Origin of the sequence: Ihubacter sp. rT4E-8 (assembly GCF_049852125.1) — a bacterium.
Lineage (GTDB): Bacteria > Bacillota > Clostridia > Peptostreptococcales > Anaerovoracaceae > Senimuribacter.
In genome coordinates this window covers 1,661,333-1,687,098 of sequence record NZ_CP187532.1, presented here as the reverse complement: position 1 = coordinate 1,687,098, position 25,766 = coordinate 1,661,333, and the positions used below count along the sequence as shown (strand labels likewise).

Here is a 25,766-nt window from a genome sequence, read left to right as displayed (position 1 = left end):
TGGATTTATAGCCGTTTGCACAACCATCGCAAAGATAAAGAAGAAAAAGTTGTGCAGATATGGTATTTGAAAGTCAATTTGCAAAACTTTTGGGAATGTAAAGGGTTCAGAGTTGTGCAGTATGATAAATTATCAATGCATTTGCACAACTGACAACGGAAAATCTTCTTTTTCAGCTGAACTCAAATGCGTTTTGTTTTGCAAATCGACTTTGATTGCAAGGAAATGCACAACTGGAGCCCTAAATAGGAGGAGAGAGTTGTGCATATGGATGAAAGAATCAATACTTTTGCACAACCAGCAGCTTCCTTACAAGAAAAAAGTTGTGCAAAAGTCCGTTGCTGGAACGAGATTTGCACAACGTTTGATTTCTAACTTCCAGGTGATTCAAATCATGAGCCGTCTTACTCTCTGAACTGATACTGGTACAGCTGCGCGTACATGCCGCCGGCGGTCACCAGTTCGTCGTGACTGCCTCGCTCCGCGATGCCGTCAGAAGTGAGTACGATGATTTCATCGGCGCTTTTGATGGTGGAGAGGCGGTGAGCGACGATGATCGAGGTTCTGCCGCGACCCAGTTCTTCCAGAGACTGCTGGATTAACATTTCTGTGGCGTTATCCAGCGCGGAAGTTGCTTCGTCCAGAATGAGAATCGGCGGATTTTTCAGGAAGACGCGGGCGATGGAAATCCTTTGTTTTTGACCACCGGACAGCTTGATGCCGCGCTCACCGACCTGGGTGTCGTAACCATCTTCCATGGTCATGATGTAGTCGTGAATGTTGGCTTTTTTCGCTGCTTCGATGATTTCTTCATCGGTGGCGTCCAGGTTTCCGTAGGCGATATTTTCTCGGATGGTGCCGTTGAACAGGAAGACGTCCTGAGCGACCATGCCGATATTTTTACGCAGATTGTAACGGGAAATCTTTGTAATATCGATGCCGTCGATGGTGATACGACCGGAATCTACGTCATAGAATCTTGGAATCAGATGGCACATGGTGGTTTTGCCGCTGCCGGATGGACCGACCAGGGCAAGGGTGCGTCCTTTTTTGATATCCATGGTCAGATTGCTGATGACAGGCGGCGCTTCGCCTTCTTTATCGCTGCTTTCGTAGCTGAAGGTGACATTTTCGAAGCTGATGCTGCCGTCCAGATGGTCAGGATGCAGTAAATCGGCGCTGCTGTCTTCTTCTTCGTCGATTGCCATGATTTCGCAGAATCTGCGAAATCCCGTCATGCCTTCCTGCAGCTGTTCGTAAAACGCGACCAGCTTGTTGACTGGATTCAGAAACATGGAAATGTACAAAAGGAATGCGGCGAATTCACCAGCGTTGATTTTTCCATAGAAGAAGAACAGACCGCCGGAAGAAAGCACCACCAAATAGAGAAGGTCCATAAACAAGGTCATGCCGGAGTGGAAAATGCCCATGGCTTTATAAGCGCCGGCGCGGGAACGCTTGAGATTTTCGTTGGCGATGTTGAATTTTTTATTTTCGTGTTCGTCTGCGGTGTAAGCCTTGGAAACACGGATTCCCGCGATTGCAGTTTCTACATTGGCGTTGATTTCGGCGGTTTTAACGCGGGTTTCACTGAACGCGTTGTTCATGATAGTTCTCGTTTTAAAGGCGAAGAAAATCATAAACGGCAGTACCGCGAAGGTGATCAGAGTCAGCGGCAGGCTGATCTGGGACAGCATGATAAAGGAGCCGAGGAGCATAATCAGCGACAGAAACAGATTTTCCGGACCGTGGTGCGCCAGCTCAGACACCTCGAACAAGTCGTTGATCATCCGGCTCATGATGACGCCGGTTTTATTTTCGTCAAAGAAAGAAAAGGGCAGTTTCTGCAGGTGGCGAAACAGCTCGCGGCGCATGTCGCCCTGAATTCTGACGCCGACGATGTGACCCCAATATTGAATGATAAAATTCAGTACGGCTTTAAGCACATAAATACCAAGGAGCACGATTGCCCATACGATAAAGAGCCGGATGTTCTGATTCGGCACATAGTCGTTGATGATATTTTTCGCAATGACCGGATAAAACAGGTCGCAGCACGCTACGATAAAAGCACATATCATATCCAGGGTGAACAGACGCAGATGGGGTCTGTAGTATTTAGCAAATTTTCGAATCATTGAGTTCCTCCTATGTTGCAGTTTTTTGCAGGGTCGCTGTATTATATGATACCACTATTTGTAATAATTTCGCAAGATTTTACTCACAAAATTTACACAGAATTTCATCGGTTTCTACAAATTCAGGCGGTATAATAAAAGTACAAAAGGGCATTAGAATTAGAAAATTTATCAGGAGGAGAACATGGGAAACAAGGGAAAGAATAAGAAACGACAGGACAGTAAGAAGGATAAGCCCCCGGAGGGGCGGGACAAGGAATTTCTGGTACTGATGTGGCTGCTGTCGCACAGAACCGAAGATGTTGAGAGAAGGATTTTTGATGAATGGTCCTATACTGTATGAGTGAGATAAAGCAATACCTTCTAAGTAAACCAAAACCGCCGCGGGTGACCGCGGCGGTTTTAGTGATTTCGGAACTAAAAATAAACTATAAAATTTATTGGTAAATTATATTGATTTTTATACTGAACTCCGTTACACTAAACGCGAACGGAGGCAAATCAATATGAATTATAAAGATTTTATAATAGGCGATGCGTTGAAGATTGCTGAAAGTCTGGTTTCTATTTCTGATTTCAGCAAAGGAAAAACTTCTAAAATTTTTGATCATGTACAGCATAGCAATGCGGAGTATATTGTACTAAAAAATAATAAACCTGCGGCAGTAGTGGTTTCGATGCCTGCATATAGGGAATTTGCCGAAAAGGCATATAAATTGGATTTACTGCTGGAGTATTTAGAGGAAATAAGACTTTCTGATTTAGCCGAAAGTAGGATGAACAGCGATCCAAAGGCACAAGACTTTTTTGATTTTATAAAAGAACAGGGTTTTTCCCTTGATGAAATAATGGATGGATATGAGGATGTGGAGATTGAATAATGTGGGGGATAAAGATTATTGATGAAGCCGCCGCAGATTTTCGGAGATTGGATCGTTCTTTGCAAAAACAGGTTTTAAAGGGTGTGATTAAGATCAGCCAAAATCCTCTACCAAGGGGGAATAAGAGCGGAACAAACCTAACTGGTTTCTTTAAAATAAAATATAGAGGCATCGGCATTCGTGTAGTCTATTCTCTTGCAAAGGATAATATGATTATGAATATCATTGCAATTTCTCAAAGAGATGATGAGGCATGTTATAAATTGGCAGGTCAGCTGTATCAAAGATATGGAGATCAGTTATTTGAAGATGTTTTTCAAAGTTTCTATCATTAATATGACATATAGATAAAATCGGTGCAAATTGTGTTGTTATTTTGACAGTAGCTTGCACCGGCTTTTTGGCATACTTATTTTTCTTTCGGGTACAGAACGGCGCTTTCAATCTTCTTTGGCTCAAAGAAGGTCAGCTGCAGTGTCATATGGCAGGACAGGGTCTGATCGCCTGCGCTTAAATAAAACAGATTAGTGCCTTTTTTCAAAAATGTACCGCCACCGAGCCAGATTTCTCCGTAATTTTCCTCAGAAGACTGTGCTAGGCGCATGGTATAGATGGGTTTCAGCAGAACTTCATTTTCATCGCTATCGTTGACGTCGCAGCAGAGCATGACGCCCTCTTTTCCATAGGTATCATAGGTGTAGCGCAGGGCGATATCGGTATCTTCCTTTACTTTGACGGCAAGAAAAATCGGTTTATCTTCAGGCGCAATGCTGTCAGGTTTTGCCAGTGTATCGATTTCCACTGTGAGGCTTCCATCTTCGGAAAGAGAGAGTTCTTTGGATTCTTTTAGCTGGCTTTGCTGATGCAGGACATCGCTGTTCTTGGTGTTTTCCGCAGGCTTCTTATCGTCTGTGCTGCCGGGGGAAGCTTTGCTGCAGCCGGTGCAGGCAATCGCAAGTATTAGTATCAGTGCAGTTATGAATAACAGATTCTTTTTCATTTCAATTCACCTCGTATTTTTCTTGTTAAAAGAATCATAGCAGGAAAGACGGAAGAAAAACCAGAGGAACCTCTTAATTTTTTCTTAAGAACAATTCATGCCTTTTGGGCATGGAAGGTATACTTGATGCGTATTTGCTATTGCAGACCGCAAGGGGTACAATGGGTAAGAGAATAAAGAAAGGTGAGATGACGGATGCAGTATCAGGATTTTTATGGAAAAAAGATTTCTACCCTTGGACTTGGGGGCCTCAGATTTCCGACGGTAGACGGCGATTTAAACAGGATTGACAGGGCGGCGGGACAGAAGGTGGTAGACGCGGCGATGCAGCAGGGCATCAATGTCTTTGACACTGCCTGGTCTTATCAGGACGGTGATTCAGAAAGGTTTCTGGGGGAGGCTCTTGCAAAGTATCCGCGGGAAAGTTTTCTGCTGGGACTTTCGGGCGTACAGACCGTGTTTTCCGGTATGGCGGATGCGTCTCAGGTCATTGAAAATGCAGCGCTGTTTGATGCGCCGAAGCCATTGAGTGACGCGGAGAGGAAGACTTTACAAAGGGCGGCGGACGCCTTTTTCAAAACCATGGGCGTGCCGTGCTCCGGCTGCCGGTATTGCTGCGGCATCTGCCCGGCAGGACTTGAGATTCCGCTGCTGATCAAAGGATACAATGAGCAGAATATTACCGGTTCTACCTGGAAAATCGGCATGCTGTCAGAGACGAAAGGCGCTTCGGCGTGCCTTTCCTGCGGCGCGTGTCTTTCCCGGTGTCCGCAGAAAATCGACATTCCAGGTGTGATGAAAAAGCTTGCGGAACAACAATAAATCCGCGGCAGGTCCGTACACTGTGATGCAATATATGGATATTACGATAACAAGTTCCTTCAAGATGAGGGAACTTGTTTGTTATATTCTGAAAATGATTGAATTCCAATATCTAGCATGATAAAATATAATAAAACAGAAATAGCATGGATTGATTAGGAACAGGATATGAAGATTTTAATTTGTGAGGATGAAAGGGATTGCGCGCAGGCACTTGCAGTGCAGTGCATGGATTTTTTAACACGCTCCGGGATAGAAGCGGAAATTCTGACGGAGTATACTGCAGAAACAATTACGCAGCATGATCCGGATATTCTACTTTTGGATATTGAAATGCCCGGTATTTCCGGGATTACAGCAAAGGATATGCTTTGCCAGTCAGATGGAAAGCCTCTCATTATCTTTGTGTCCAGTCACACGGAAATGATGCCGCAGGCTTTTGGACGGAATGTGATTAGCTTTATTGCCAAGCCGGCGCGGCAGTTTGAAATAGAAGAATCTCTGGAAACTGCAATCCGATTGCTGCCCAGAGACATCAGGATAGAATTGGAAGACGGAAATACTGTTAGCAGCTCGGATATCGCCTATATTGCGGTAGATGGCGTTTACACCGATGTGTATCTGGTATCGGGTAAACGTGTTTCTAATCAGCGAAAAAGCTTGTCTGCATGGGAGGAAACGCTGCAGGAGACTGACTTTCTCAGAGTCAGTGACCGGCATCTGATCAATTGCGCCTATATACAGGAAATAAACGGGGAGGGTGCTATTTTGGAGCACAGCTTGGGTGTGCTGCATATCAGCAGGCGCAGAAAAGCGGCGTGCAAAGAATCTTATCGAAACTATTGTAAAAGGATGGCGAAACTGGTATGAATGTACTTTATACAGGGGTGTATTTCATTGATCTTTTGCGTTTGGCAGTTGTTCTGTGCGGCATATTTGGATTCTCTTTTTCCCTGCGCAGGGACGCTTTGTTATTGGGTGCGGTTCTGGTGCTGACCGGTGCCTTGGTGACGCTTTTGCTGACGGATCCCACAAACCGAATTTTCGTGTCGTTGTTTGTGCAGATGATGTTTTCCATCATTTGTTTTGAGGGAAAGAAGCGGGTACTGGTAGAGGTTACGTTTCTGGTGCATTTTACCATGATGATCATAGAAGCGCTGGTGCAGAGCGTAATTGCAATGTTCTGGTATACGGGAACGGTATTGGAGGGTGAGCGAGAGGTCGCCCTTGACGCAATTTGTAAAATGGGAACTTGTATCGTGATATTGGGTGTGACAGCGGCTATATCCAAATATACAAGACCGGTGCTGCAGCGTTATCTGAAGCAGTTCGGATGGAAACAGGTGCTCTATTATGCAGTATGGATCTTCGCAGCAGGTGTAGCGATTGGGGTTGCCAGCATGGTGGCAGTAGATAACGGTATGATCTATCGGTATAAAGTGGCAATGCAGCTTGCCGTGTGTGTGCTGGGCATCGGTATGCTTGCCTTTGGCGTATTGCTCAACGTGCTCTACGAGCAGAGGAAGAAGCTAAAAGAAGACGATCAATTTAAACAGCGATGTATCGAGCAGCAGGCGGCGCAGTACCAGGAAATCACAGTGAAAAACAAGAAGCTGCAGCGTTTTCGACATGATCAGAAAGCCTATCTGCTGGCACTGCGGGCGTTGATCGACGAGGGGGATTTGTCCCAGCTTCGCAGGTATACAGAAGATTTGGAACAGAAAGCCAGAGATTTTGATTACATAGCCACTGGCAATCTGGTGGCAGACGCCATTGTAAATGCCCAGGTAGCATGGGCAGAAGAGGCGGGCGTTGCTTTTTTCGTAACGGGAAGATTTCCTACACAGATGCGAATCAGTGATGCAGACCTTGCGGTGCTCCTTTCCAATGGACTGAAAAATGCCTGTGAAGCGGCTGAAAGATGTGCAGAAAAACGGGAAGTGTTTTCTTTAATCAAATCCTATAAAAAGATGTTGTTTCTGGAAATTAGAAATACAGCGATAGAAGCGCCCAAGGTGCAGGACGGACAGCTTTTGACCAGTAAACAGGACAAGGAAAATCATGGAATTGGCACACAGAATATGCAGCAGATTGTAGAAAAATATGATGGAACATTGACCTGGGAGTACGACAAAGAAGGACAGGTTACGACAAAAATAGAAATTTAAGGAAAGTAAACGACCACCTACATCAAAAAAACGACCATCTGCAACATACAGATTGGAACCTGTGCAGACCTATGATAGAGTAAACCTAGAAGGTGTTAGCAAATAGGTTTGCGGGAGGTGAGTGTGTGCCAGAGTATCTTGATTCCAATTGGTGGGAGTGGCTGAAAAAGCTGCTTGGGGGAAAATAGTGTTAGGTGTTGTTGTGGTTATAGAGGTGGTGTAAATGTAAAATACATAAAAGAGTTTCCTTACAATAAAAATAAGATATAGGAGGGTGAGATTAATGTTATTTGATATATTTACACTTATTGGAATCGTGATTCAATATGCGCTGCCTATTATAAGCTTAATTTATACCATAAGGATATATAATGTAGTAAGCAATATCTCTTGTAAAAAAAATGAAAATGAATACAATGAAGAAGATCATAAAAGGAGTTAGAAATGAAATATTCAAAATTAGCTATTATCGCAACAATATTTGCATTCGTTGTTTCCAGTAGTTTTGCCTATGCCGATTTTGGATTTGATACAAAAGAGCTAGTTAGCGGTGAGAAAGTTTTAACAGCAATGAAGGAAGCAAATGCAGATGGAATTCTTACTGCTCAAGAGATAAATACAATTGAGGAAAGGGCAACCGATAAAGCTATGGAAGAATACTATCTGCTAGCAATGGATGAGGTGGCAACTACAATAAATGAAAGTGAGCCGACACTTGAAAATGATCAGGTTTATAGGAAAATTTCATATACCTTTGATAATGGCGCTACTGCAGAACTGATTTTCTATGATTTGGCAGAAGGCGAAGTATTAGAGGATTTAGACCTAACTGATTGTGAGGAAACTTCAATTTCTCCAATGAGTATGGATGTAGTGACAAAAGATCACATTATTTACAGAACTGTTGATAAAGGATATGGTTCTAGATACTTTACTTCAAAATATAGGTATGGATTTCCTACTGCAACAGGTGTAGTTGAATTAACTGCGAAAAATCATTATAAAATTAGTAGTGCTGGGTTAGAAGCAACTGGTTGTGATTTAACACCATATTATGCTGGAGCATTAACAAATCCTTCCTGTTATTATAAAATTACGGATCAGTACGCGAAAACACCAGGTTCATCAGATATCAACATTTTAAGTACTTTAAAATATGATCGAACCGGTTTAGTTGGAACGATGCGCGGGCCGTATTATCTGCAATTGGATTCAAGAGTAGGATTTGTTTCTATTGATAAAACAAATAGAACCGCAAGTGTGAAAGAGCATGTTTATATTTTAAGAACTGATGAGATATGAGGGGGAATTTGGATCGATTGGTTTTTTCTTAGGTTACTGCTACGATCAGTATCATAAGACTTTGGAAAAGCTTTTAGAAACACTTGAGAAAGCAGAATAGGACAGGAACTTCAACAACAGCAACAAAATTTGGAGAGAGTATTTATTATCGGATTAAAGTGACCTGTAAGATAGGTCCTTTGCCTGAGCTTGGTGATAATTTGACCACGAAATATTATTACTGCAAAAGTGCAGTAAAGCTTACAAAGAAAAATACTAATAGCGTTGATGTAGTTCAAAGTCTTCAGTGGGAGTTTTAAAAATGATTCGAACTGAATGGAATATTCCAAATTTGATTATTTGGAGCATAATTGGAGGAATCTTGATATACTTGTATATCAAACAATGTATAAAAAATAATAAAAAGCGAAAATAATGAGGGCAAATGAACATAATGCAATTTACTTTAATTCAGCAGATGCTGACATTATTAGTTTTTCTATGTGGAATAGGTGCCTTTGATGAATCGAAAAATTAAAATTGTAAAACGTTTGGCACTATGTTGTGCAGTAATTCTCGTAATTTTGGCCATCAATAGTTTAACTGTGCCTAAAGTAGAATTAAAGTCAGAGGATGGACGCTGGCGTGCAATATTTTTTCGAGAAAGTCTCTACTTTGAAGACTGGGAAGGAACATTGGTTTATGAAGGAGTAGAAAAAATTGATTGCGTTTGGGCACAAACATCCTATAATGGAGAGCTGCTATATGCGCAGGATCGAAATGGGAAATTGAGTCAGTATCCGGGGCATATACCTTATCGAGTACAATTTGCACTGGGAATCAATGAAGAAAAGCCTGTATTTTATACATTAGTTTCCTTTGGCGACAAGCCCAAAGAAATTGCAGTTCTGATACAGTGGGAAGAAAACGGTCAGAAGTATGAAACCACGCTGAAGTATTCGAAATAGCAGCAAAAGCTGGTGGGATATGTCATTGTTAAGAGTAGTTCCGGAAAGCATAGAGGGAAAGCTATATCAGTTGCAGAGAGCGAGAAAGATTTAGATGGGAGAGAAGAATAGAATAACTATTAATAAGAATAGTATACATAAATTAATTGCTATGGTGTTATGTTTTGTGCTATTTGCCAGTTGCGCAATGAGTTCTTTTGCGGCAATAGGTAGTGCTGAAGCAGAAATAACTGTTTCAGAACAGTTTGAACTTGATGGTAAGCAATATATTCTGGTAAGACAGTTTTGTCGTGATAAAGTAGTTGCTACAGTTTATAATAGCTCTAACATGGTTATAAGTAGCTTTACCAATGAATTGACTTTTGGTGCTTTAGATGGACGTTTTATAGAAAATGTTAACGCAGTACAGTGGTATGCCGCATCAACAGACTACAAATTAGTATCTACTACTACAGGCTCTTTCAAGCCTGCAGCATGGACAACTGTAGCTGTTATTGTAGCAATTGCCGCCATGAATCCAGGGGCGGGATCCGCAGCGATAGCGGCATTAGCTTCTGCTATTATTACTGATGCGGGTGCTTCATATACGTATAAAATGGAAACATGGACTAAATCTGACAGAACCTATTTCTATCAGAAAACAGTATTCAAAATTTACAATAAAGAAACAGGGAAAAAGGTTGATCCGGATTTGGTAACGAGCACCAAGACAAGACAAAAATAAGTTTTCAATGATTCTGTGGTATTTACAAGGGGGCAATTATGAAAAAGGCAACGATAAAAAGCATTATAATATTAGTAGCAATTGCAATAATTATAATCGCATTTGAACTAGTTGGTGACAATTTAGTAACTTTGTCGCCTATTGTAAAAGGTGGAGCTTTTGTTCTTTATGCTATCATAGTTGGAATAATCGTGGCGTTTGTTGATAGGCTGAAAGGAATGAAATGAATAAAAATACTATAAAGATTGTAGGTCTTGTTATGATGCTACTAACAAGTCTTGTTGTTGCGATGATCTTAGAAATAAGTGAAGTTGCAAGGTATATTTGTATTATGAGTGGCAAGGACTTTACGATGAGGTGGTATGATTTTTTAAATCCAGTCAGTGCAATTTTTGTGATAATATCTTACGCGATCTCTTTTGTATTAATACATATTGGATTTTCTAAAAAAGACGAGACTGTGAAAAAAACTTGTAAATAGGGAAAAGAACTATAAGGCGCAGTTTTGAAAGGAAGGAAATGCAATGAAGCATATGAAGTTTATATTACCAGCAATTACTATTGGCTGCATCCTTATTGCATGCTTTACAACAGTAAACCCTATTATTATTTTGTCTGCAGCAGTTGGACCGATTGCGTTTTTCTTAGGTTACTGCTACGATCAGTATCATAAGACTTTGGAAAAGCTTTTAGAAACACTTGAGAAAGCAGAAGAAGATGGGAAAGAAAACGAATTTTGATGCATTTCGTATGCTGTAAATGGCAGTAATTGCTGAAAAATAGAATTCTATATCCAAAATTCCCCACGTTAACATGCCTACCACGGCTTTAGAATGTGCCCACAGGATGGTTGAAGTTGTGCAATTGAAGTCGAATCAGATTGATTTGCAAAACTCTTAGGCTTTTCGGGATGACAAAGTTGTGCAGGCAACCGCTGATTTGAATGACTTTGCAAAACTTTCGAGGGCAGATTCGATGTAAAGTTGTGCAGTTGAAGTCGAATCAGCCTGATTTGCAAAACTTTTAGGTTTTTCGGGATGACAAAGTTGTGCAGGCAACCGCTGATTTGAATAACCTTGCAAAACTTTCGAGGGTTGATTTGATGTAAAGTTGTGCAATTGAAGTCGAATTGGCTTGATTTGCAAAACTCTTAGGTTTTTCGGGATGAGAAAGTTGTGCAGGCAACCGCTAATTTGAATGACTTTGCAAAACTTTCGGTTTGCGTCTTTGCTGTGTCATGCCCAAAGAAAAGTATTTCCCTTTTCGGATTTCTTTGCTACAATAGAAACGAATGGGCATGAAAGGAGTCAAGGATGAAGCGGATTGCCATTGTGGAGGATGACAGGCTGTTCAACGAGGCGTTGTATCAGACGTTGAAAAAAGCAGATTATGCGGTAGACAGGGCGCATTCCTACGGGGAAGGAACGGTGCTGATTGACAAGCAGCCGGATTTATTCATTGTGGATGTGAATCTGCCTGCAGGCGATGGTTTTACACTTTGCAGGCGTGTTCGAGAATCCGGGCAGACGCCGGTGATGTTTTTGACGGCAAGAGATGATGAAAGTGACATGATTCGAGCTTTTGATCTTGGCGCGGACGATTATCTTGTCAAACCGTTTCCCATGGCGGTGCTTTTGAAACATGTGGAGGCGATCCTGCGCAGGAGCAGCGGTCAGAATCAGCGATTTTCCTATCTGGAACTTGCAATGGACTTTGACAGAAAGTCGGTAACCTATCGGGGTGAAGCCATCAATTTGACTGCCAAGGAATATAAAGTGCTGGAGCTTCTTGTAAAAAACCGGGGCAGAGTCGTGACCAGAGAAATGATGCTGGAACAGGTCTGGGACGCGGACGGCGCTTTTGTAGAGGAAAATACCGTAAATGTGACGCTGAGCAGACTGAGAAAGAAAATCGAGCCCAATCTGGAGGAACCGATTTTCATCAGGAATGTATTTGGAATAGGTTATACTTTTGGAAAGTAGGAAGTGCGATGCGAAATACAAAAAAAGCGCTGGAGGAACTATCTGAAGCGCTAGAAACCATAAATCACGGCAAGAGGCTGGAACTCGCGGATTGTATTTCAGATACGCTGCCGTCGAAGATTTCTCATCAGTTAGTCAGGCTTTCCGATCAGATCTGGGAGAGCAAGCAGCAAGTGTGCAGAGAACGAGATGGACTGAAGGAGCTGATCAGTGAAATTGCCCATCAGCTGCGCAATCCTCTTGCGAATATGGAAAGCTATCTGGAACTTCTTTCTTCGGAAAACCTTTCGGCGCAGGAGCAGACGGCTTACTTTCAGGCTGTCATTGCCGCAGAGCAGAGAATTCGGTTTTTAACGGAGAGTTTTATAAAAATGGCGAGGCTGGAGAGCCGCGTCATACAAATCCGAAAAGAATCCTGCAGTCTGCACGAAACATTGCTTTCCTGCATTTTGCAGATACGTCAGCAGGCGCTGGAAAAGCACATTGATGTGCAGCTTTCCATGGACCCGGGTTTATCTGTGCCCCACGACGCGAACTGGCTGGGAGAAGCAGTGGTAAATCTTTTGGATAACAGTGTGAAATACATGCAGGATGGCGGAAGGATTCTGATCAAAGCAGAAAAGAATGCCATGTTTACGGAAATTTCCGTGGAGGATAACGGCATTGGCATAGAAGAGGGAGAAGAAAATCTGATCTTTCAGCGGTTTTACCGAGGAAAACGCGTGACGGTGGAGGAAGGATTTGGCATCGGACTTTATTTGGCGAGGGAAATCATCAGCCAGCATGACGGATTTATGAAAGTAAAAAGGCAGAAGCAGGGTCTGAAAGTATCGATTTTTCTGCCTGCGCGATGATAATAAGACAGGAGAAAACTGTGCGGCAAAATACACAGGGTGTAATTTTGCGGGGACAGTTTTTCTTTTTGTAAGGAAATTGTAAATACTATTTGGTAGGATAGAGGCAGAAAGGAAGGTGTTTAGATGGAAGTTGTCAAAACAGAGAATCTGCAAAAAATTTACGCAGTACCGCCCTGCGCGGTGCGAGCGCTGGATGGAGTAAGTATTTCCATAGAAGAAGGGGAGTTTGCGGCAATCATCGGTTCGTCCGGCAGCGGAAAGACTACGCTGCTCAATATGCTGGGCGGTCTGGATCAGCCGACAGGAGGCAGCGTCACAATCAGAAACAGAAATCTGGAACAGTTGACCCAGGAAGAACTGACCGTATTTCGCAGAAGAAATATCGGATTCGTGTTTCAGAACTATAATCTGCTGCCGATTTTGAGCGTGGAAGAAAATATTACATTGCCTTTAAAGCTGGACGGCGCAGGACTGGACGCAGCGTTCTTTGCGCAAGTAGTAGAAGTTCTTGGCATAGAAGATAAACTCTGCAGTATGCCGGAAACCCTTTCAGGCGGACAGCAGCAGAGAGTGGCTATTGCAAGAGCGTTAATGACCAAACCTGCGGTCATTCTTGCGGACGAGCCTACGGGAAATCTGGATTCCAGAACCGGTCTGGAAGTCATCGGACTGCTAAAGGCAAGCGCGGCACGCTTTGGACAGACGATGGTGCTTGTGACTCATAACGAGGAAATTGCGCAGATGGCAGATCGGATGATTCGGATTGAGGATGGAAAAGTAAGGGGAGGCAGTGATGCGGAATAACAATAGAGAAGTGCTGCGCCTTTTGTCACGAAGACTGTATCAGGCAAATCTGAACCGAAACAGAGTGCTCACCTGCGCGGTTGCCTTTGTCGTTCTTCTGATTTTTTCTGTATTCAGCCTGTCCGCAGGAAAACTGGAGGCGGACTGCCTGCTTTACGCGAGAATGATGGGAACGACTGCATCGACGACGCTGGAGCATGCCACAGAAGAACAAATTGCGATCATCGAAAACCTGGACTATATTAAAGCCGTGGGAAAAGAAGTCTATATCGGCGAAACGGAGGAATTTATCTGTCTGGTTCTGGACGAAACGGCTTTCGAAACCATGCAGGCGCCGGCTTACAGTGATATACACGGCGTATATCCAAAAGAAGCAGATGAAGTGATGCTGCCAATGCGGGCGCTTTCTGATTTGGGGATTGCAAAGCCTCACCTCGGCATGGAAATTGATGTAACGATGCAGACGACAGGAGGACAAAGGCTGCAGCAGACCTTTCGGCTTTCCGGATATTATACAGAATATGTGGAAGCGGCAAAAGCGCCTCCCTATGGTTTTTTTCAGAGCGATTTTTAGAAAAGGAACATCTGGCGTCGCAGCAGCATACCACGCTTTTAATCAAGCAGCAGGACAGTTTGGACGGAGAGACGGCAGAGGACAGATTGTATCAAGACGTGGAAATGACCGATGACACACAGCAGTTTTTCGGCGGAAATGCGTTGACCTACAGCGCAATCTATGAATTTGCCGGCGGTTTTGACGTTGCGGTGATTCTGGCCATCGTCATCTTTGCAGGCGCCTGGCTGCTTCTTTATAATATCATGAGCATTTCTATGGTGGAGCATGTGCGGCAGTATGGTCTTTTAAAGACGCTGGGGACGACCAAAGGACAACTGGCACGGATTGTATACAGACAAACAAGCTGGATTGTGTGCAAAGGCTGCCTGCTGGGAATGGCAGCCGGTATGGCAATGATGGTTTTTATCGTGCCAAAACTCCTCGAAAATCTGTATTTGCATGAGTTTGGCAGCGCGTCGGCTATGATTGCGTTTAAACCGTGGATTTTGGTATTTGCAGTGGGATTTGGCGTCTTTGTCACATTTGCGGCAACGTCCCTTGCCATGATGAAAGTCATAAGCATGCAGCCGATTGAGGCGGTAAAATTTGTAGGACTTTCTGCAAGGCGCAGAAAGAAACAGAAGCCAGGAAATCAGCGCTTCAGTCTGGCGCTTCTGGCATGCAGAAATTTATTTCGCTATAGAAAACGATTTGTGATTGCGGTCATTTCCCTGACTCTTTCTATGACAGTCTTTTTAAGTGCGGTCGTGCTTTCAACAGGACTTGATCAGACAGCACAGATTGAATATGATAATCAGGATTTTAGTATTATGTGCGGAGCTTCTGCCATGACGGCGGAGGACTACACCGATGATGAGATCCATTTTGATCCTGATTTTGCGCAAGAATTACTCGACCTACCTGGTGTGACAGAGGCAGAGACGGTCGACGGCGGTTTTGGCAGGGTGAAGAGTAGTGAAACCGCTTTATCCATGCGTCTTGCCTCCTGGAAACTTGAACATGAGACATTTCTGCCCTTTGTGGTGCAGACGCTCCATGATGATGTGCTGGAAGAACTTGCGAGGTATGTAGAGGAAAAGGAACTGTCGGAGATGGTCGACATGGATGCAGTGCGCGCGGGGAAAGGCTTTATCGTATTGCATTACCATAATTTATCGCAGGCTATGGAAGAAAAAAGCAGGGAGGCGGTAGGACAGCCAGCGCAGCTTTTTAGCCTAGCGAAAGATCGGAAGACCCAGATGGAATGCAGCGGTTATCTGGACTTTACCGCAAAGGGATTTCCGAACATGATGACGACTTGGAATGGACCTAGCATCCTCTATTTTCTGGTCAGTGAAGAGGGGTTTGCGCGGATGGGACTTCCGGAACGGATTTTCAGGCTGGACTTTAACGTGGAATCAGCATCGGAACCTCTTGTAAAAGCCCAGGCGGATCGTATGGTTTCTGCTTATAACCGGGCGCAAAAGAAGCTGCACCCTGCAGATTTGCAGTATGAGCAGGGGATTTTAGAGATTACCGCCAAATCGGATCTGCTTACGGCGGCAAGGGACTATATTGGTTCCAGCAGAGTGATTATGGGCGGCATTTGTCTGGTGCTTCTGTCCATGGGACTTCTGAACTATATCAATGTGACGCTGACAGGGCTTACGGCACGTCGGAAAGAGTTTGCCGTCATGGAAAGTCTGGGGATGACGCGAAAGCAGCTCCGGAAAAGTATTGTGTTAGAAGGGATCTTTTATAGTCTGATTGTGACAGGTCTGACGCTAACAGCCGGCAGCGGCGTGCTCTATGGAATGCGGCAGCTGGTGAACCAGCGTATTGCGTATTTTACCTTTTCCTATCCGTGGGCAGCGCTTTTGTGCGGCGTGATGTTTCTCTTTGCCATTTGCATTGTGATTCCGCTGGTACTGCAGAAAAAGACGGTGCGGGACAGCGTTATAGAGCGGCTGCGGATGTATACGTAATTTGCTGTGAATTATACAGAAAAACCGCTTGCATGTTTGGATTCTTTCATACAGGCGGTTTTTGGAATGCTTTTTATAATGCGTATTTATTTCAGTCCGATTTTCGCTAGCTGTACGAATTGCTTGGCGGTACGCGGACTTCTGCCGTTTGAACGGATGGCAAAGGCTTCCGCTCTTTTGAAAAGCTCTGCGTCATCTATGGTCAGTCCGTATTCCTTTGCAAGGCTTCCTACGATTTCCAGATAGAGGTCTTTCTCCGGTTTGGAGAAAGTGATGGTCAGCCCAAAGCGAGCGGAAAGGCTCATGGTTTCCTGCAGGGTATCGTTTAAATGAAGACCGGAGCCTTGTCTTGCTTCGATGGATTCCTTCACCAGATGTCTGCGGTTGCTGGTCGCATAAATTGCAATATTGGCGGCATGCCCGGTAACGCCGCCTTCCAGAATGCCTTTGAGGCAGGAAAATGCGCTGTCGCCCTCAGAGAAACTCAAGTCGTCGATATAGAAGATGAACTTCAGCGGGTTTTCCGCCAGCGCTTCCATGAGCGCAGGAATGTCGGAAAGCTGACTTTTATCAAATTCGATCAGGCGAACGCCGTCTGCAAAGCAAGCGTTGGCGCAGGCTTTAATGGTGGAGGATTTTCCGGTGCCGGCGTCTCCGTAAAGTAGTACGTTGCTGGCACCGCAGCCCTCTGCCAGGGCTTTGGTATTTTCCAGCACCTGATTCCGCTCTCTGCTGTAACCGTAAAGCTGATCGATGGTCTGTTCGTCAGCATGTTTGACAGGTACCAGCGCGCCGTCTTTGACTTTAAAGGCACGGAAGCGGGCGAAGATGCCGAAGCCTTTTGTGGAAAGGTTTGCAAGCATCTCGTCATAGGCTTCCTGCAGGCAGACTTTTTCTGTATCCCAAAGGGGAAGTCCATCCCAGTCGATGGACGCTGTAACCTGCACCGCGTCTAGTTCCGCCAGAGTTTGCAGAGCCGCAAGATCAGATTTTAGGCTGTGTATGATGGCAGGACGAATTTCTTCCCCTGCCAGTTTCTTTTGCAGAAAGACATTTTCGTCATTTCTAATATAGTGTAAAACAAAGGCAGACAGACTGCCGCCTTCTTCATAGATTGCCTTTGTAAAGGCTCCGCAGGCGGAAACTTGTTCTTCTACAGAGCCTTTATCCATGGCATATATGAGTTTTTGGAGACCTGACACGACCGGCGTGTCCAGAATACTCCGAAAAACGGAGAGGGCGCAAAGCTGTCTGTTCAGACGTTGTAACTGCGCTTTCATCTTATTCTACTGCTACCGTCCAGTCCATGAAGTCTTCCAGCTTGCCGGTCTGGATGCCGTAGATGGTGTCGTACATTTCCTGAGCAACAGGGCCGATTTCGTTGTTGTTGATGACCATTTTTTCGCCCTTGTAAAGGAGTTCTCCAACTGGGGATACGATAGCTGCTGTACCGGAAGCGAACATTTCTTTCAGCTGACCTGCTCTGTAGGCTTCTTCCAGCTCGTCGATGGAAATCTTTCGTTCGGAAACTTTAATACCTTTCTTCTTGCAGAGGGCGATGATGGAGTTTCTGGTGATGCCCGGCAGGATGGAGCCGTTGAGTTCGCTGGTTACCACTTCGTCGCCGATGACAAAGAAAGCGTTGGCAGCGCCGATTTCCTCGATGTATTTCTTTTCAATACCGTCCAGCCAGAGAATCTGTTCATAGCCTTTTTCGTGGGCGATTTCCTGTGCTTTCAGGCTGGCGCCGTAGTTTCCGCCGCACTTGGCTTCGCCGGTGCCGCCTTTGACAGCTCTGACATAAACATCCTCTACGTACATCTTGGTCGGTGCCAGTCCGTTTTCAAAGTAAGGACCTACAGGGCTTAAGATGATCATGAATTTGTAGGTATTGGAACGTCTGACGCCCAGGAATGGTTCGTCCGCGAAGATGAACGGTCTGATGTAAAGGGCAGTGCCTTCACCCTGCGGAATCCAGTCCTGATCGACTTTCACTAAAGCTTTAATGGCTTCCACGAAGAGATCTTCGTCAATCTGCGGAATGCAGAGTCTGTCGTTGGTATTGTTGGTTCTCTTTGCGTTCATATAAGGACGGAACAATTGCACTCTGCCTTCCGGTGTTTTATAGGCTTTCAGTCCTTCAAACATTTCCTGTCCGTAGTGGAGCACGACAGCTGCCGGGTCCAGTTCAATCGGACCGTAAGGCACGATGCGGCCGTTGTTCCAGCCGTCAGCAGGATTGTAATCCATGATGAACATGTGATCCGTGAAAACTGTGCCGAATCTGAGTCCCTTAGATTCTGGCTTTTTGCCCGGGTTCGGGTTCTTGGTTACTGGAAAATCGTATTTCATATTTTTATCCCTCTCTTTGTTTAGAATTCTTCAAAAATCTACCTCATATTTTACTCCTGAAATTGTACGCTGTCAACAAGTCCTGCGTATGTTTGTTGTATTTCATAACAAATATTTTGCCGATTGCTTCAGAGAAGCTTTGGCTTCAAAAATCTCTTGACTCTCCTCTTAGGGCATGGGGTATAGTATAGGTAGGTCGCCTTGCTGGTGGCTGTCTCGAGACAATTTTTTTCTAGGAGGGATAGACGTGCTTACCATTGGACAGATGTCAAAAGCCTGCGGCGTCACAGTAAAAACACTGCACTATTACGACAAAATCGGTCTGCTTTCGGCGCAGGAAGTAGATGGGGACACAGGATATCGTTATTACAGCGAGGAGCAGATCGGCAGAATGCTTTTGATCGATCGTCTGAAACGGTACGGTTTTTCCCTTGCGAAAATTCAGGAGTTACTGCAGATTTCTTCTGAAAAGGAACTGCACAGACAGCTAAAGGGTCAGAGGCTGCGTCTGGTTCGTGAAGTGGAGCGGCTTTCTGTCACCATTCATGAAATGGACAGCCATCTGGCAGAGTTTGAAAGGACAGGTGATTTGATGAGTTATCAAAATCAATATGAAGTAATATTAAAAGAGTCAGAGCGGATGGCGCTGATTTCAGTGCGGGAGACGATGCCGGTTTCGGCTTTCGGCGATCATTACGCCAGGCTTTTTCAACGGGTCATTACAGAGGGCATTACAGCGTCGGGACTGACCATGGCAATTTATCATGATGAAACCTTTGATCCGGCATGCAATGATACGGAGCTTGCGGTACTTGTGTCAGAGGAGGAAAAGGCGGACAAAGTGATGCCTGCTATGCTCTGTGCCTCGACGATACACAAAGGACCTTATGCTGCGCTGCCTGACGCCTACGGCAGGGTGTTCGGCTGGCTGAAAGCTTCAGGCTATGCTCTTGCTGGCGCGCCTTTTGAAATTTATCGCAAGACAGCTTTTGATAAGCTGCCGCCGGAGGAATGGGAAACAGAGATTTACTTTCCGGTGAAACATAAAACGGAATAACGGGGGTAGCTTTACAGGAGAGAAGGAGAACCCCTGCGAAACCCGATGTTGAAAAAAAGTAAATTGAAAATTGCGCGGGGATATGTCATAATGAAAGCAGTTTAATATTGAACAGATGGAGGATAAGTCGATGAAACGATTTAAAAAACTGGTTTTGGTAGATGACTGCGGTATCATGGAATTCGTAAAGCCGCAGCTTGAAGAAGCGGCAGAGGAGGTTGTCAGCTATGAGGACTTTCCGAAAGACCCGGATGTGATTGCGGATAGAATCAAAGATGCGGATGCAATCATGGTATCCTGGAACACGCAGATTTCGGGTGCGGCTTTGGCAAAAGCGCCGAATCTGCGTTATATCGGCTTATGCTGTACTTATTTTAATGAACATGCCTGCAATGTAGATATTCCTTACTGCAGAGCGCATGATATTACTGTAACCGGCGTTAGAGATTACGGCGATAACGGTGTGGCGGAATTCGTAATCAGTGACCTGGTTAGAATGGTGAAGGGTCTGGGCGACATTGCTTTCTATGATGAACAGCGGGAATTGGGCGGTATGAAGCTAGGGGTAATCGGTCTTGGAACTTTAGGCGGACTGATTGCGGACGCTGCGGCATTCTTCGGCATGGACGTGGCATACTACAACAGGCACCAGAAAGAAAACTGTCCATATCAATATATGGAAAAAGAAGAACTGCTGGAGAGAAGTGACGTGATTTTGACTGCCATCACCAGAAATCAGATTGTCATGTCTGATGAGGAGTTTTCTAAAATGGGGACCCACAAGATTTTTATTAATGTAGGCGTGGGACCATCCTTTGATCAGACTGCTTTTGAAAAGTGGATCGGCAGCGACGGCTATGCGATTTTAGACTTTGGCGCTGTACATAAAGACAAACTTGAGTGGTATCAGCAGCAGAAGAACGTTTCCATTTCTCCGCGTGTCACCGGATTTACGTATAATGCGCGAAAGAGGCTTGGTGAAAAAGCGGTGGAGAATATACGGGAATATTTGAAGTAGTAGTAAAAAAGCATAGAAACAGAACGGAGCTGTCTGCATGCAGCAGTGATATGCTCCCTTCCAGGTAGACAATAAACAAGTAAAAAATAAAAACTTGTTATCCGGAAGGGAGCATATCGTTTTTTGTATACAGATTTTTTTCATAATTGACTTGATTTTTGATGGTACACGTTGTATACTTAAATTGTATTTAAAGGAAATAAATTACAAATATTACAAAATATTAGAATCAGAGGAGTGTATGATGGAACCGGAAATCAGGACAAATCAGACAGCACATACAGACCAGATTCAATATCCCTTTAGTAACAGACTGGTATTTGCTATTATCATGCAGCAGGAGTTACTGTGCAGAGAACTGCTTCGGCGGATTTTTCCAGATAAAGAAATCCTTGGGATTCGATTTCAGGAGAATCCAGAAACTAACAGTTTTGCCCAGGCAGAGAAGACCATTCTAAATGGTATTTCTGCTAAAAGCATTCGATTGGATGTGCTTTTTGGTGGTGAAATGGGGTGGGCGGATATAGAACTGCAGGTGCAGAGAGAAAAGCATCTTCCAAAGCGAAGCAGATATTATCATGCCGGTACAGATTTACATATTTTGCCGACGGGAGAGAATTACGGGCAGTTAAAGCCAGTGTATGTGATTTTTATCTGCTTCTTTGATTACTTTGGACTGGGAGAACCCATGTACGAATTTGAGATGTATAACGAGAAAAATCACTTGCCATTAGGCGATGAATCGTATACACTGATATTGAACATCATGTGTAAAGAGGAGAATGTGCCGGAGCAGTTGAGGTCGCTGTACGCGTATTTGAAAAGCGGCGATGCAGATGAAGGGGACGCTTTTATCCAAAAGATACATGGAGAAGTTACGGCGCTAAATCAGAGGGAGGAGCTGAAGCAAGTCATGACTCTGGAAGAAGAATATCGCATGGAGAAACAGAGAAGCCGGGAAGAAGGCATTGAGATTGGACTGCAGGAAGGTCGCCTGGAAAAAGAAGAAATGCAGAAATCTATTGCTACAAAGCTGAAGGCTAGCGGCATGGAGATTCAGCAGATTGCTGAGATGACGGGTTTACCTGTTGAGAAGATCGAAAAGTTGTAAATATGAAGTAGAACCACAGAAAGAACAGAGAGCCATGAGACGGGTATTTTTCGTAGCGTGGTTCTTTTTTTTGAAATTATTTAACATCTATCACCGGAAGTTCGCCTACAGAATCACTTGCTTTAACGACGCAGAACACGTTCGGAAATACGGTAGCAAATTTGATTATCTGCCGCAGCGAAAAGCAGTGGGACGGCAGTATGGTGAAATACGGAAAGAAAAAATTGGAGGGATAACAGATGAAAAATATTGTAATTGGTTATCAGGGTATCGAGAACAGCAACAATCACAGAGCTGCCAGAATGCTTGCTGTGGAGTTGAATTTTGACACGCTGACACTGCGTCCGCTGCTTTCATCGGTGAATGTTGTAAAAGCTTTGCAAAATAAAGAGATAGATTATGGCGTTATGGCGTTTAGCACAGACGTTGCTGGCGAAGTCATGGAAACGAAGAATGCTACAAAGGATGTGGGACTGGATATTCTGGATTCTGTCAGCTTTGACATTCATCATTGCCTGTTTGTAAAGGACGCCGATGTGAAAGAGGAGGAGATTAAGATTATTGCGTCGCATCCGGAAGCACTGCGGGAATGCGAGAAGAATGTGAGAATGCTGTTTCCAGGCGCGGAGCATATGCAGGTACAGGATACGGCTTTTGCAGCCAGATCGCTGAGTATGGGAGAATTGAGTCGAGATACGGCAGTACTTTGCAGCATGAATGCGGGTCTTGAAAACAATCTGATACTATTAAAAGCGGATGTTGAGGATTTGGAACACAACGGAACTACTTTTTCTTTGGTTAAGATCAAATAAATTAAATGCATGAAAATAGGAACTTGTCAGGTGTTGGCAGGTTCCTTTTTCTATGATAGAACTTCACATGGTATTAGGAATTTGTGTTATACTGGTGGCTAATAGGAACTGTTTAAATGAAAACTCTACGATTCGCCCATTGTTAAAATTGACATTATATAATATAATGAAGTAAAGAACTATCATTTTTGAGAGGAGGTAAGAATGGAACACAAAAAATTCTTAATTGGGCTATTATTGGCAGTATCCATACTGATTGTTTTTTTCATGATTGATTTATGTGGTATAGAGTTCTTTCTGTTTCTTTGTTTTCCTATTCTGGTATCGCTGCTTGGAATTGCACTTGTGTGCATTGGCAGGCAGAGAAAAAAGAAGCACATGAGATTTCGTGCTTTTTATGTTCTGGGAGGAATTATGGCTTTCTTTCCTCTGGAGCTTTATCTACTTGTCTGGCTTGCGATATTTCTTTTCTTATCTCCGGAGCATGTTGTTATAAATTGAAGATTTCTGCAAAACACATTACATGGCGCTAGAAATTTATGATATAATTAATAGGCAAAGGGGAGGGGTTTCATGTCGTTAGGTTTTTCTTATATCGGTCTTATTTTTTTACTGTTGCTGTTAGTACCTAATGTGATTTGGAGCAGGTATAAACCGGCGGGTTATGACCGGTATGTTGTCAATGAGAATAGGATTCTGCTGATTTTTGAGCGGATTGGAGAGGTGCTGGTGACCTGCTGCGCGCTAATCTTTACAGATTTTAATATTGGTACGATAACAGGCAGGACATACATTCTTGCGGCAGCCTTTCTTTGCATGATATTATATGAAGTTTTTTGGATTCGGTATTTTAGGAGCCGTCAAAGGATGGAGGACTTTTACAGCAGTCTGCTTGGCATTCCGGTAGCCGGGGCGACATTGCCAGTTCTGGCATTTTTGCTTTTAGCGCTCTATGGGAGAAACATATTCTTGCTGGCTGCAGTTTTGATTCTTGCAGTCGGACATATCGGCATTCACCTTGGACACAGGAAGGAAATCAAATGAAAGTAAATTTTTATGAAAGCGTTGAGGATAAACGGCTAAAATTTGCGGTGATTGCTGCAAAGGCAGAGGATAAGTGGGTGTTTTGCAAGCATAAAGAGCGAGATACTTATGAAATTCCCGGCGGGCACAGAGAACAAGGAGAAACTATTTTGCAGGCTGCAAAGAGAGAACTGATGGAGGAAACTGGAGCAATTCAGTTTTCCATTGAACCTGTATGCGTGTATTCCGTCATCGGGAAAAACAGAGTCAATGAAACCGGTGAAGAATTGTACGGGATGCTGTATTACGCAGAAATAATGGAATTCAGCAGAGAACTGCACAGTGAGATGGAACGAATTCAGCTGTTTGATCAGCTGCCGCAGGTCTGGACGTATCCGGAGATACAGCCTCTGCTCATTGCAGAGATACAGCGGCGCGTACAGAAAGGAATTTTAGATGAACATCGTAATCAGAACTGAACAGGAAAAGGATTACCGCAGAGTTGAGGAGATTACCAGAATGGCGTTTTCATATCCGGGAAGAATCGAACAGGGGGGCATCGGCTGTCCGTTTGAACACTGGATGGTACATGCGCTGCGGAAGAAAGACGGGATACCGGAACTTAGTTTTGTTGCAGAGGTAAACGGCGTGGTAGTCGGTCATATCATTTGCAGTAGAGCCGAAGTAAAAACGTCTGCAGGTCGTATTTCTGTCTTAAACTTTGGTCCTATCAGCGTCTTGCCGGCGTATCAAAGACAGGGTGTCGGAAAAGCGCTTATGCACCACATGATTGAGAAAGCGAAGGCGTTAGGCTTTGGAGCGATTTTGTTTTTTGGCAGACCAGAGTATTATCCGCAGTTTGGATTTAAAGAGGCTTCCTCATGGGGCATTACGGATTGCAATGGATATAATTATCCGGCGTTTATGGGTATGGAATTGATACCAGGCTATTTGGCAGGTGCAGAAGGTGGCGCGTATTATGAGTCGGATATTTATGACGATGCGCGAAACCGCGAGCAGGTAAAAGAATTTGATATATTGTATTTTGCGAAAGCATCAAAAAATACAGGAGGTTACGAGGATGAAGATTAAAAATCCAATGCTTGTTGTAACAGATATGGACAGATCCGTACAGTTTTATCAAAAAGTGCTAGGACTTGATGTCATTTTGGATTTCGGCGCAAACAAAACCCTGACGGGCGGACTTTGTCTGCAAACCTTAGAAAGCTGGGAGACTTTTATTGAAACAAAAAAAGTGTCCTTTGGCGCTAATAATGCCGAAATGTATTTTGAAGAAGACGATTTCGATGATTTTGCAGAGAGATTGAAAGATTTTGCATTGCAATATGTACATGACATAAAAGAGCATAGGTGGGGACAGCGTGTTGTTCGCTTTTATGACCCGGATCAACACATCATTGAAGTCGGGGAGAATATGCAGGCAGTCTGCAAGCGATTTCTGACAGAAGGGATGACGCCGCAGCAGATTGCAGGGCGAATGGATGTGCCACTGACGTATGTATATGAAAGTTTGGGTGAATTGACAGAATGAGAATCAGGTCTTATCAGGCGTCAGACTGCAGTGCACTGGCAGAATTGTTTTACGAAACAGTGCATTCGATTAACCGAAAGGATTATACGGAAAACCAAATAGATGCTTGGGCGAGCAAAGAGATTGATCTCGATCGTTGGAATTTGTCTTTTCAAGCGCATGAAACGGTTGTCTGCATAGATGGAAACGGCATCGTCGGATTCGGCGATATCGCGGCAGATGGCTATCTGGACAGGCTTTATGTCCATAAAGATTATCAAAGGAAGGGCGTTGCGTCTATGCTGTGTGACGTGCTGGAGTCAGCCACAGAAGCCTTAACGATTACAACCCATGCATCCATTACAGCAAAAGGCTTCTTTGAAAAAAGAGGGTATCGCGTGATTTCAGAAAATCAGGTGGTGCGCAAAGGCGTCGCGCTGACCAATTATACGATGGAAAAGAGAAAGTAGCGTTGCTGGAGTGCTGTATAATCAACTGTTAATGGGCATCACGCGGTCAGTTTTATTGTTCTTGAAAAGTTTCAAAAAGTCTAGAATTGCTGTGCGTATGGATTTTGACACAATCAGTAAATTTTAAGGAGCAAAGTGTCAGATTCTTTTTTTTGGTTTTTGAAAAATTGACACTAAATGACCTAATTTAAAGGGAAGTGTCAGATTCCTGCTCTCAGAGAAGAAT

At 44.0% G+C, this 25,766-nt stretch carries 30 protein-coding genes; 26 read left to right on the top strand and 4 right to left on the bottom strand.

Annotated elements, in window-relative coordinates; all coding sequences use genetic code 11:
• Positions 1-404: 404 nt before the first annotated feature.
• Positions 405-2,138 (bottom strand): ABC transporter ATP-binding protein, encoded by a 1,734-nt coding sequence (locus ACPW7J_RS08385; protein ID WP_425754966.1) that lies wholly within the window; start codon positions 2,136-2,138, stop codon positions 405-407.
• 184 nt (positions 2,139-2,322) lie between these two features.
• On the opposite strand from ACPW7J_RS08385, the gene ACPW7J_RS08380 reads away from it, so the two are divergent.
• From ACPW7J_RS08380 to ACPW7J_RS08370, 3 genes are all read left to right on the top strand, one after another.
• Complete coding sequence (locus ACPW7J_RS08380; RefSeq protein ID WP_425754965.1) at positions 2,323-2,481, top strand: hypothetical protein; 159 nt, start codon at positions 2,323-2,325, stop codon at positions 2,479-2,481.
• A gap of 163 nt (positions 2,482-2,644) precedes the next feature.
• A complete protein-coding gene (locus ACPW7J_RS08375; protein ID WP_425754964.1) occupies positions 2,645-3,019 on the top strand; it encodes a type II toxin-antitoxin system prevent-host-death family antitoxin in 375 nt (124 codons plus the stop codon).
• A complete protein-coding gene (locus ACPW7J_RS08370; protein WP_425754963.1) occupies positions 3,019-3,354 on the top strand; it encodes a type II toxin-antitoxin system RelE family toxin in 336 nt (111 codons plus the stop codon). The genes ACPW7J_RS08375 and ACPW7J_RS08370 overlap by 1 nt, the downstream gene beginning before the upstream one ends.
• A gap of 74 nt (positions 3,355-3,428) precedes the next feature.
• On the opposite strand, the gene ACPW7J_RS08365 is transcribed toward ACPW7J_RS08370, so the two are convergent.
• Positions 3,429-4,019 carry a hypothetical protein gene (locus ACPW7J_RS08365; protein ID WP_425754962.1) on the bottom strand — a complete coding sequence of 197 codons (591 nt, stop codon included), beginning with the start codon at positions 4,017-4,019 and terminating at the stop codon, positions 3,429-3,431.
• A 195-nt stretch (positions 4,020-4,214) separates the two neighbouring features.
• Here ACPW7J_RS08365 and ACPW7J_RS08360 point away from each other — a divergent pair, with 195 nt between their 5' ends.
• The 13 genes from ACPW7J_RS08360 (at position 4,215) to ACPW7J_RS08300 (ending at position 16,166) form a co-directional block, all read left to right on the top strand.
• Complete coding sequence (locus tag ACPW7J_RS08360; RefSeq protein WP_425754961.1) at positions 4,215-4,841, top strand: aldo/keto reductase; 627 nt, start codon at positions 4,215-4,217, stop codon at positions 4,839-4,841.
• A 168-nt stretch (positions 4,842-5,009) separates the two neighbouring features.
• Positions 5,010-5,711 carry a LytR/AlgR family response regulator transcription factor gene (locus tag ACPW7J_RS08355; protein ID WP_425754960.1) on the top strand — a complete coding sequence of 234 codons (702 nt, stop codon included), beginning with the start codon at positions 5,010-5,012 and terminating at the stop codon, positions 5,709-5,711.
• Positions 5,708-7,009, top strand: a complete 1,302-nt coding sequence (locus ACPW7J_RS08350; RefSeq protein WP_425754959.1) for a sensor histidine kinase — start codon at positions 5,708-5,710, stop codon at positions 7,007-7,009. The genes ACPW7J_RS08355 and ACPW7J_RS08350 overlap by 4 nt, the downstream gene beginning before the upstream one ends.
• Positions 7,010-7,453: 444 nt before the next feature.
• The gene (locus ACPW7J_RS08345) at positions 7,454-8,311 is read left to right on the top strand and encodes a hypothetical protein (protein ID WP_161875414.1); all 858 of its coding nucleotides are present in this window, start codon (positions 7,454-7,456) and stop codon (positions 8,309-8,311) included.
• Positions 8,312-8,811: 500 nt separating this feature from the next.
• Positions 8,812-9,258 (top strand): hypothetical protein, encoded by a 447-nt coding sequence (locus ACPW7J_RS08340; protein ID WP_425754958.1) that lies wholly within the window; start codon positions 8,812-8,814, stop codon positions 9,256-9,258.
• 94 nt (positions 9,259-9,352) lie between these two features.
• The gene (locus ACPW7J_RS08335) at positions 9,353-9,982 is read left to right on the top strand and encodes a hypothetical protein (RefSeq protein WP_425754957.1); all 630 of its coding nucleotides are present in this window, start codon (positions 9,353-9,355) and stop codon (positions 9,980-9,982) included.
• A gap of 38 nt (positions 9,983-10,020) precedes the next feature.
• On the top strand, positions 10,021-10,209 hold the full coding sequence (locus ACPW7J_RS08330) for a hypothetical protein (RefSeq protein WP_425754956.1): 189 nt from the start codon (positions 10,021-10,023) through the stop codon (positions 10,207-10,209).
• A 297-nt stretch (positions 10,210-10,506) separates the two neighbouring features.
• Complete coding sequence (locus ACPW7J_RS08325) at positions 10,507-10,722, top strand: hypothetical protein (RefSeq protein WP_425754955.1); 216 nt, start codon at positions 10,507-10,509, stop codon at positions 10,720-10,722.
• A gap of 573 nt (positions 10,723-11,295) precedes the next feature.
• Positions 11,296-11,964, top strand: coding sequence for a response regulator transcription factor (locus ACPW7J_RS08320; RefSeq protein WP_425754954.1), 669 nt, complete (start codon positions 11,296-11,298; stop codon positions 11,962-11,964).
• Between the two features lie 8 nt (positions 11,965-11,972).
• On the top strand, positions 11,973-12,818 hold the full coding sequence (locus ACPW7J_RS08315) for a sensor histidine kinase (RefSeq protein WP_425754953.1): 846 nt from the start codon (positions 11,973-11,975) through the stop codon (positions 12,816-12,818).
• A gap of 126 nt (positions 12,819-12,944) precedes the next feature.
• On the top strand, positions 12,945-13,625 hold the full coding sequence (locus ACPW7J_RS08310; RefSeq protein ID WP_425754952.1) for an ABC transporter ATP-binding protein: 681 nt from the start codon (positions 12,945-12,947) through the stop codon (positions 13,623-13,625).
• Positions 13,615-14,199, top strand: a complete 585-nt coding sequence (locus ACPW7J_RS08305) for a hypothetical protein (RefSeq protein ID WP_425754951.1) — start codon at positions 13,615-13,617, stop codon at positions 14,197-14,199. The genes ACPW7J_RS08310 and ACPW7J_RS08305 overlap by 11 nt, the downstream gene beginning before the upstream one ends.
• 59 nt (positions 14,200-14,258) lie before the next feature.
• Complete coding sequence (locus tag ACPW7J_RS08300; protein WP_425754950.1) at positions 14,259-16,166, top strand: ABC transporter permease; 1,908 nt, start codon at positions 14,259-14,261, stop codon at positions 16,164-16,166.
• An 86-nt stretch (positions 16,167-16,252) separates the two neighbouring features.
• Here the strand turns inward: ACPW7J_RS08300 and ACPW7J_RS08295 are convergent, their stop codons facing one another.
• Positions 16,253-17,446 (bottom strand): ATP-binding protein, encoded by a 1,194-nt coding sequence (locus tag ACPW7J_RS08295; RefSeq protein WP_425754949.1) that lies wholly within the window; start codon positions 17,444-17,446, stop codon positions 16,253-16,255.
• A gap of 1 nt (position 17,447) precedes the next feature.
• On the bottom strand, positions 17,448-18,518 hold the full coding sequence (locus ACPW7J_RS08290) for a branched-chain amino acid aminotransferase (protein WP_161875408.1): 1,071 nt from the start codon (positions 18,516-18,518) through the stop codon (positions 17,448-17,450).
• Positions 18,519-18,765: 247 nt separating this feature from the next.
• Here ACPW7J_RS08290 and ACPW7J_RS08285 point away from each other — a divergent pair, with 247 nt between their 5' ends.
• The 10 genes from ACPW7J_RS08285 (at position 18,766) to ACPW7J_RS08240 (ending at position 25,540) form a co-directional block, all read left to right on the top strand.
• Positions 18,766-19,575, top strand: coding sequence for a MerR family transcriptional regulator (locus tag ACPW7J_RS08285; protein WP_425754948.1), 810 nt, complete (start codon positions 18,766-18,768; stop codon positions 19,573-19,575).
• A gap of 130 nt (positions 19,576-19,705) precedes the next feature.
• On the top strand, positions 19,706-20,593 hold the full coding sequence (locus ACPW7J_RS08280) for an NAD(P)-dependent oxidoreductase (protein WP_425754947.1): 888 nt from the start codon (positions 19,706-19,708) through the stop codon (positions 20,591-20,593).
• 241 nt (positions 20,594-20,834) lie between these two features.
• On the top strand, positions 20,835-21,704 hold the full coding sequence (locus ACPW7J_RS08275) for an Rpn family recombination-promoting nuclease/putative transposase (RefSeq protein ID WP_425754946.1): 870 nt from the start codon (positions 20,835-20,837) through the stop codon (positions 21,702-21,704).
• A gap of 239 nt (positions 21,705-21,943) precedes the next feature.
• Complete coding sequence (locus tag ACPW7J_RS08270) at positions 21,944-22,516, top strand: prephenate dehydratase domain-containing protein (RefSeq protein ID WP_425754945.1); 573 nt, start codon at positions 21,944-21,946, stop codon at positions 22,514-22,516.
• Between the two features lie 204 nt (positions 22,517-22,720).
• Positions 22,721-23,017 (top strand): hypothetical protein, encoded by a 297-nt coding sequence (locus tag ACPW7J_RS08265; protein ID WP_425754944.1) that lies wholly within the window; start codon positions 22,721-22,723, stop codon positions 23,015-23,017.
• A 72-nt stretch (positions 23,018-23,089) separates the two neighbouring features.
• Positions 23,090-23,560, top strand: a complete 471-nt coding sequence (locus ACPW7J_RS08260) for a hypothetical protein (protein WP_425754943.1) — start codon at positions 23,090-23,092, stop codon at positions 23,558-23,560.
• The gene (locus ACPW7J_RS08255; protein ID WP_424960450.1) at positions 23,557-24,018 is read left to right on the top strand and encodes an NUDIX hydrolase; all 462 of its coding nucleotides are present in this window, start codon (positions 23,557-23,559) and stop codon (positions 24,016-24,018) included. The genes ACPW7J_RS08260 and ACPW7J_RS08255 overlap by 4 nt, the downstream gene beginning before the upstream one ends.
• Positions 23,996-24,631, top strand: coding sequence for a GNAT family N-acetyltransferase (locus ACPW7J_RS08250; protein WP_425754942.1), 636 nt, complete (start codon positions 23,996-23,998; stop codon positions 24,629-24,631). The genes ACPW7J_RS08255 and ACPW7J_RS08250 overlap by 23 nt, the downstream gene beginning before the upstream one ends.
• Positions 24,621-25,091: a VOC family protein gene (locus tag ACPW7J_RS08245; RefSeq protein WP_425754941.1), complete on the top strand. Its 471-nt coding sequence runs from the start codon at positions 24,621-24,623 to the stop codon at positions 25,089-25,091. Before ACPW7J_RS08250 ends, ACPW7J_RS08245 begins: the two co-directional genes overlap by 11 nt.
• Entirely contained in the window at positions 25,088-25,540 is a 453-nt protein-coding gene (locus ACPW7J_RS08240; protein ID WP_425754940.1) for a GNAT family N-acetyltransferase, read from the top strand. The genes ACPW7J_RS08245 and ACPW7J_RS08240 overlap by 4 nt, the downstream gene beginning before the upstream one ends.
• Positions 25,541-25,766 lie beyond the last annotated feature (226 nt).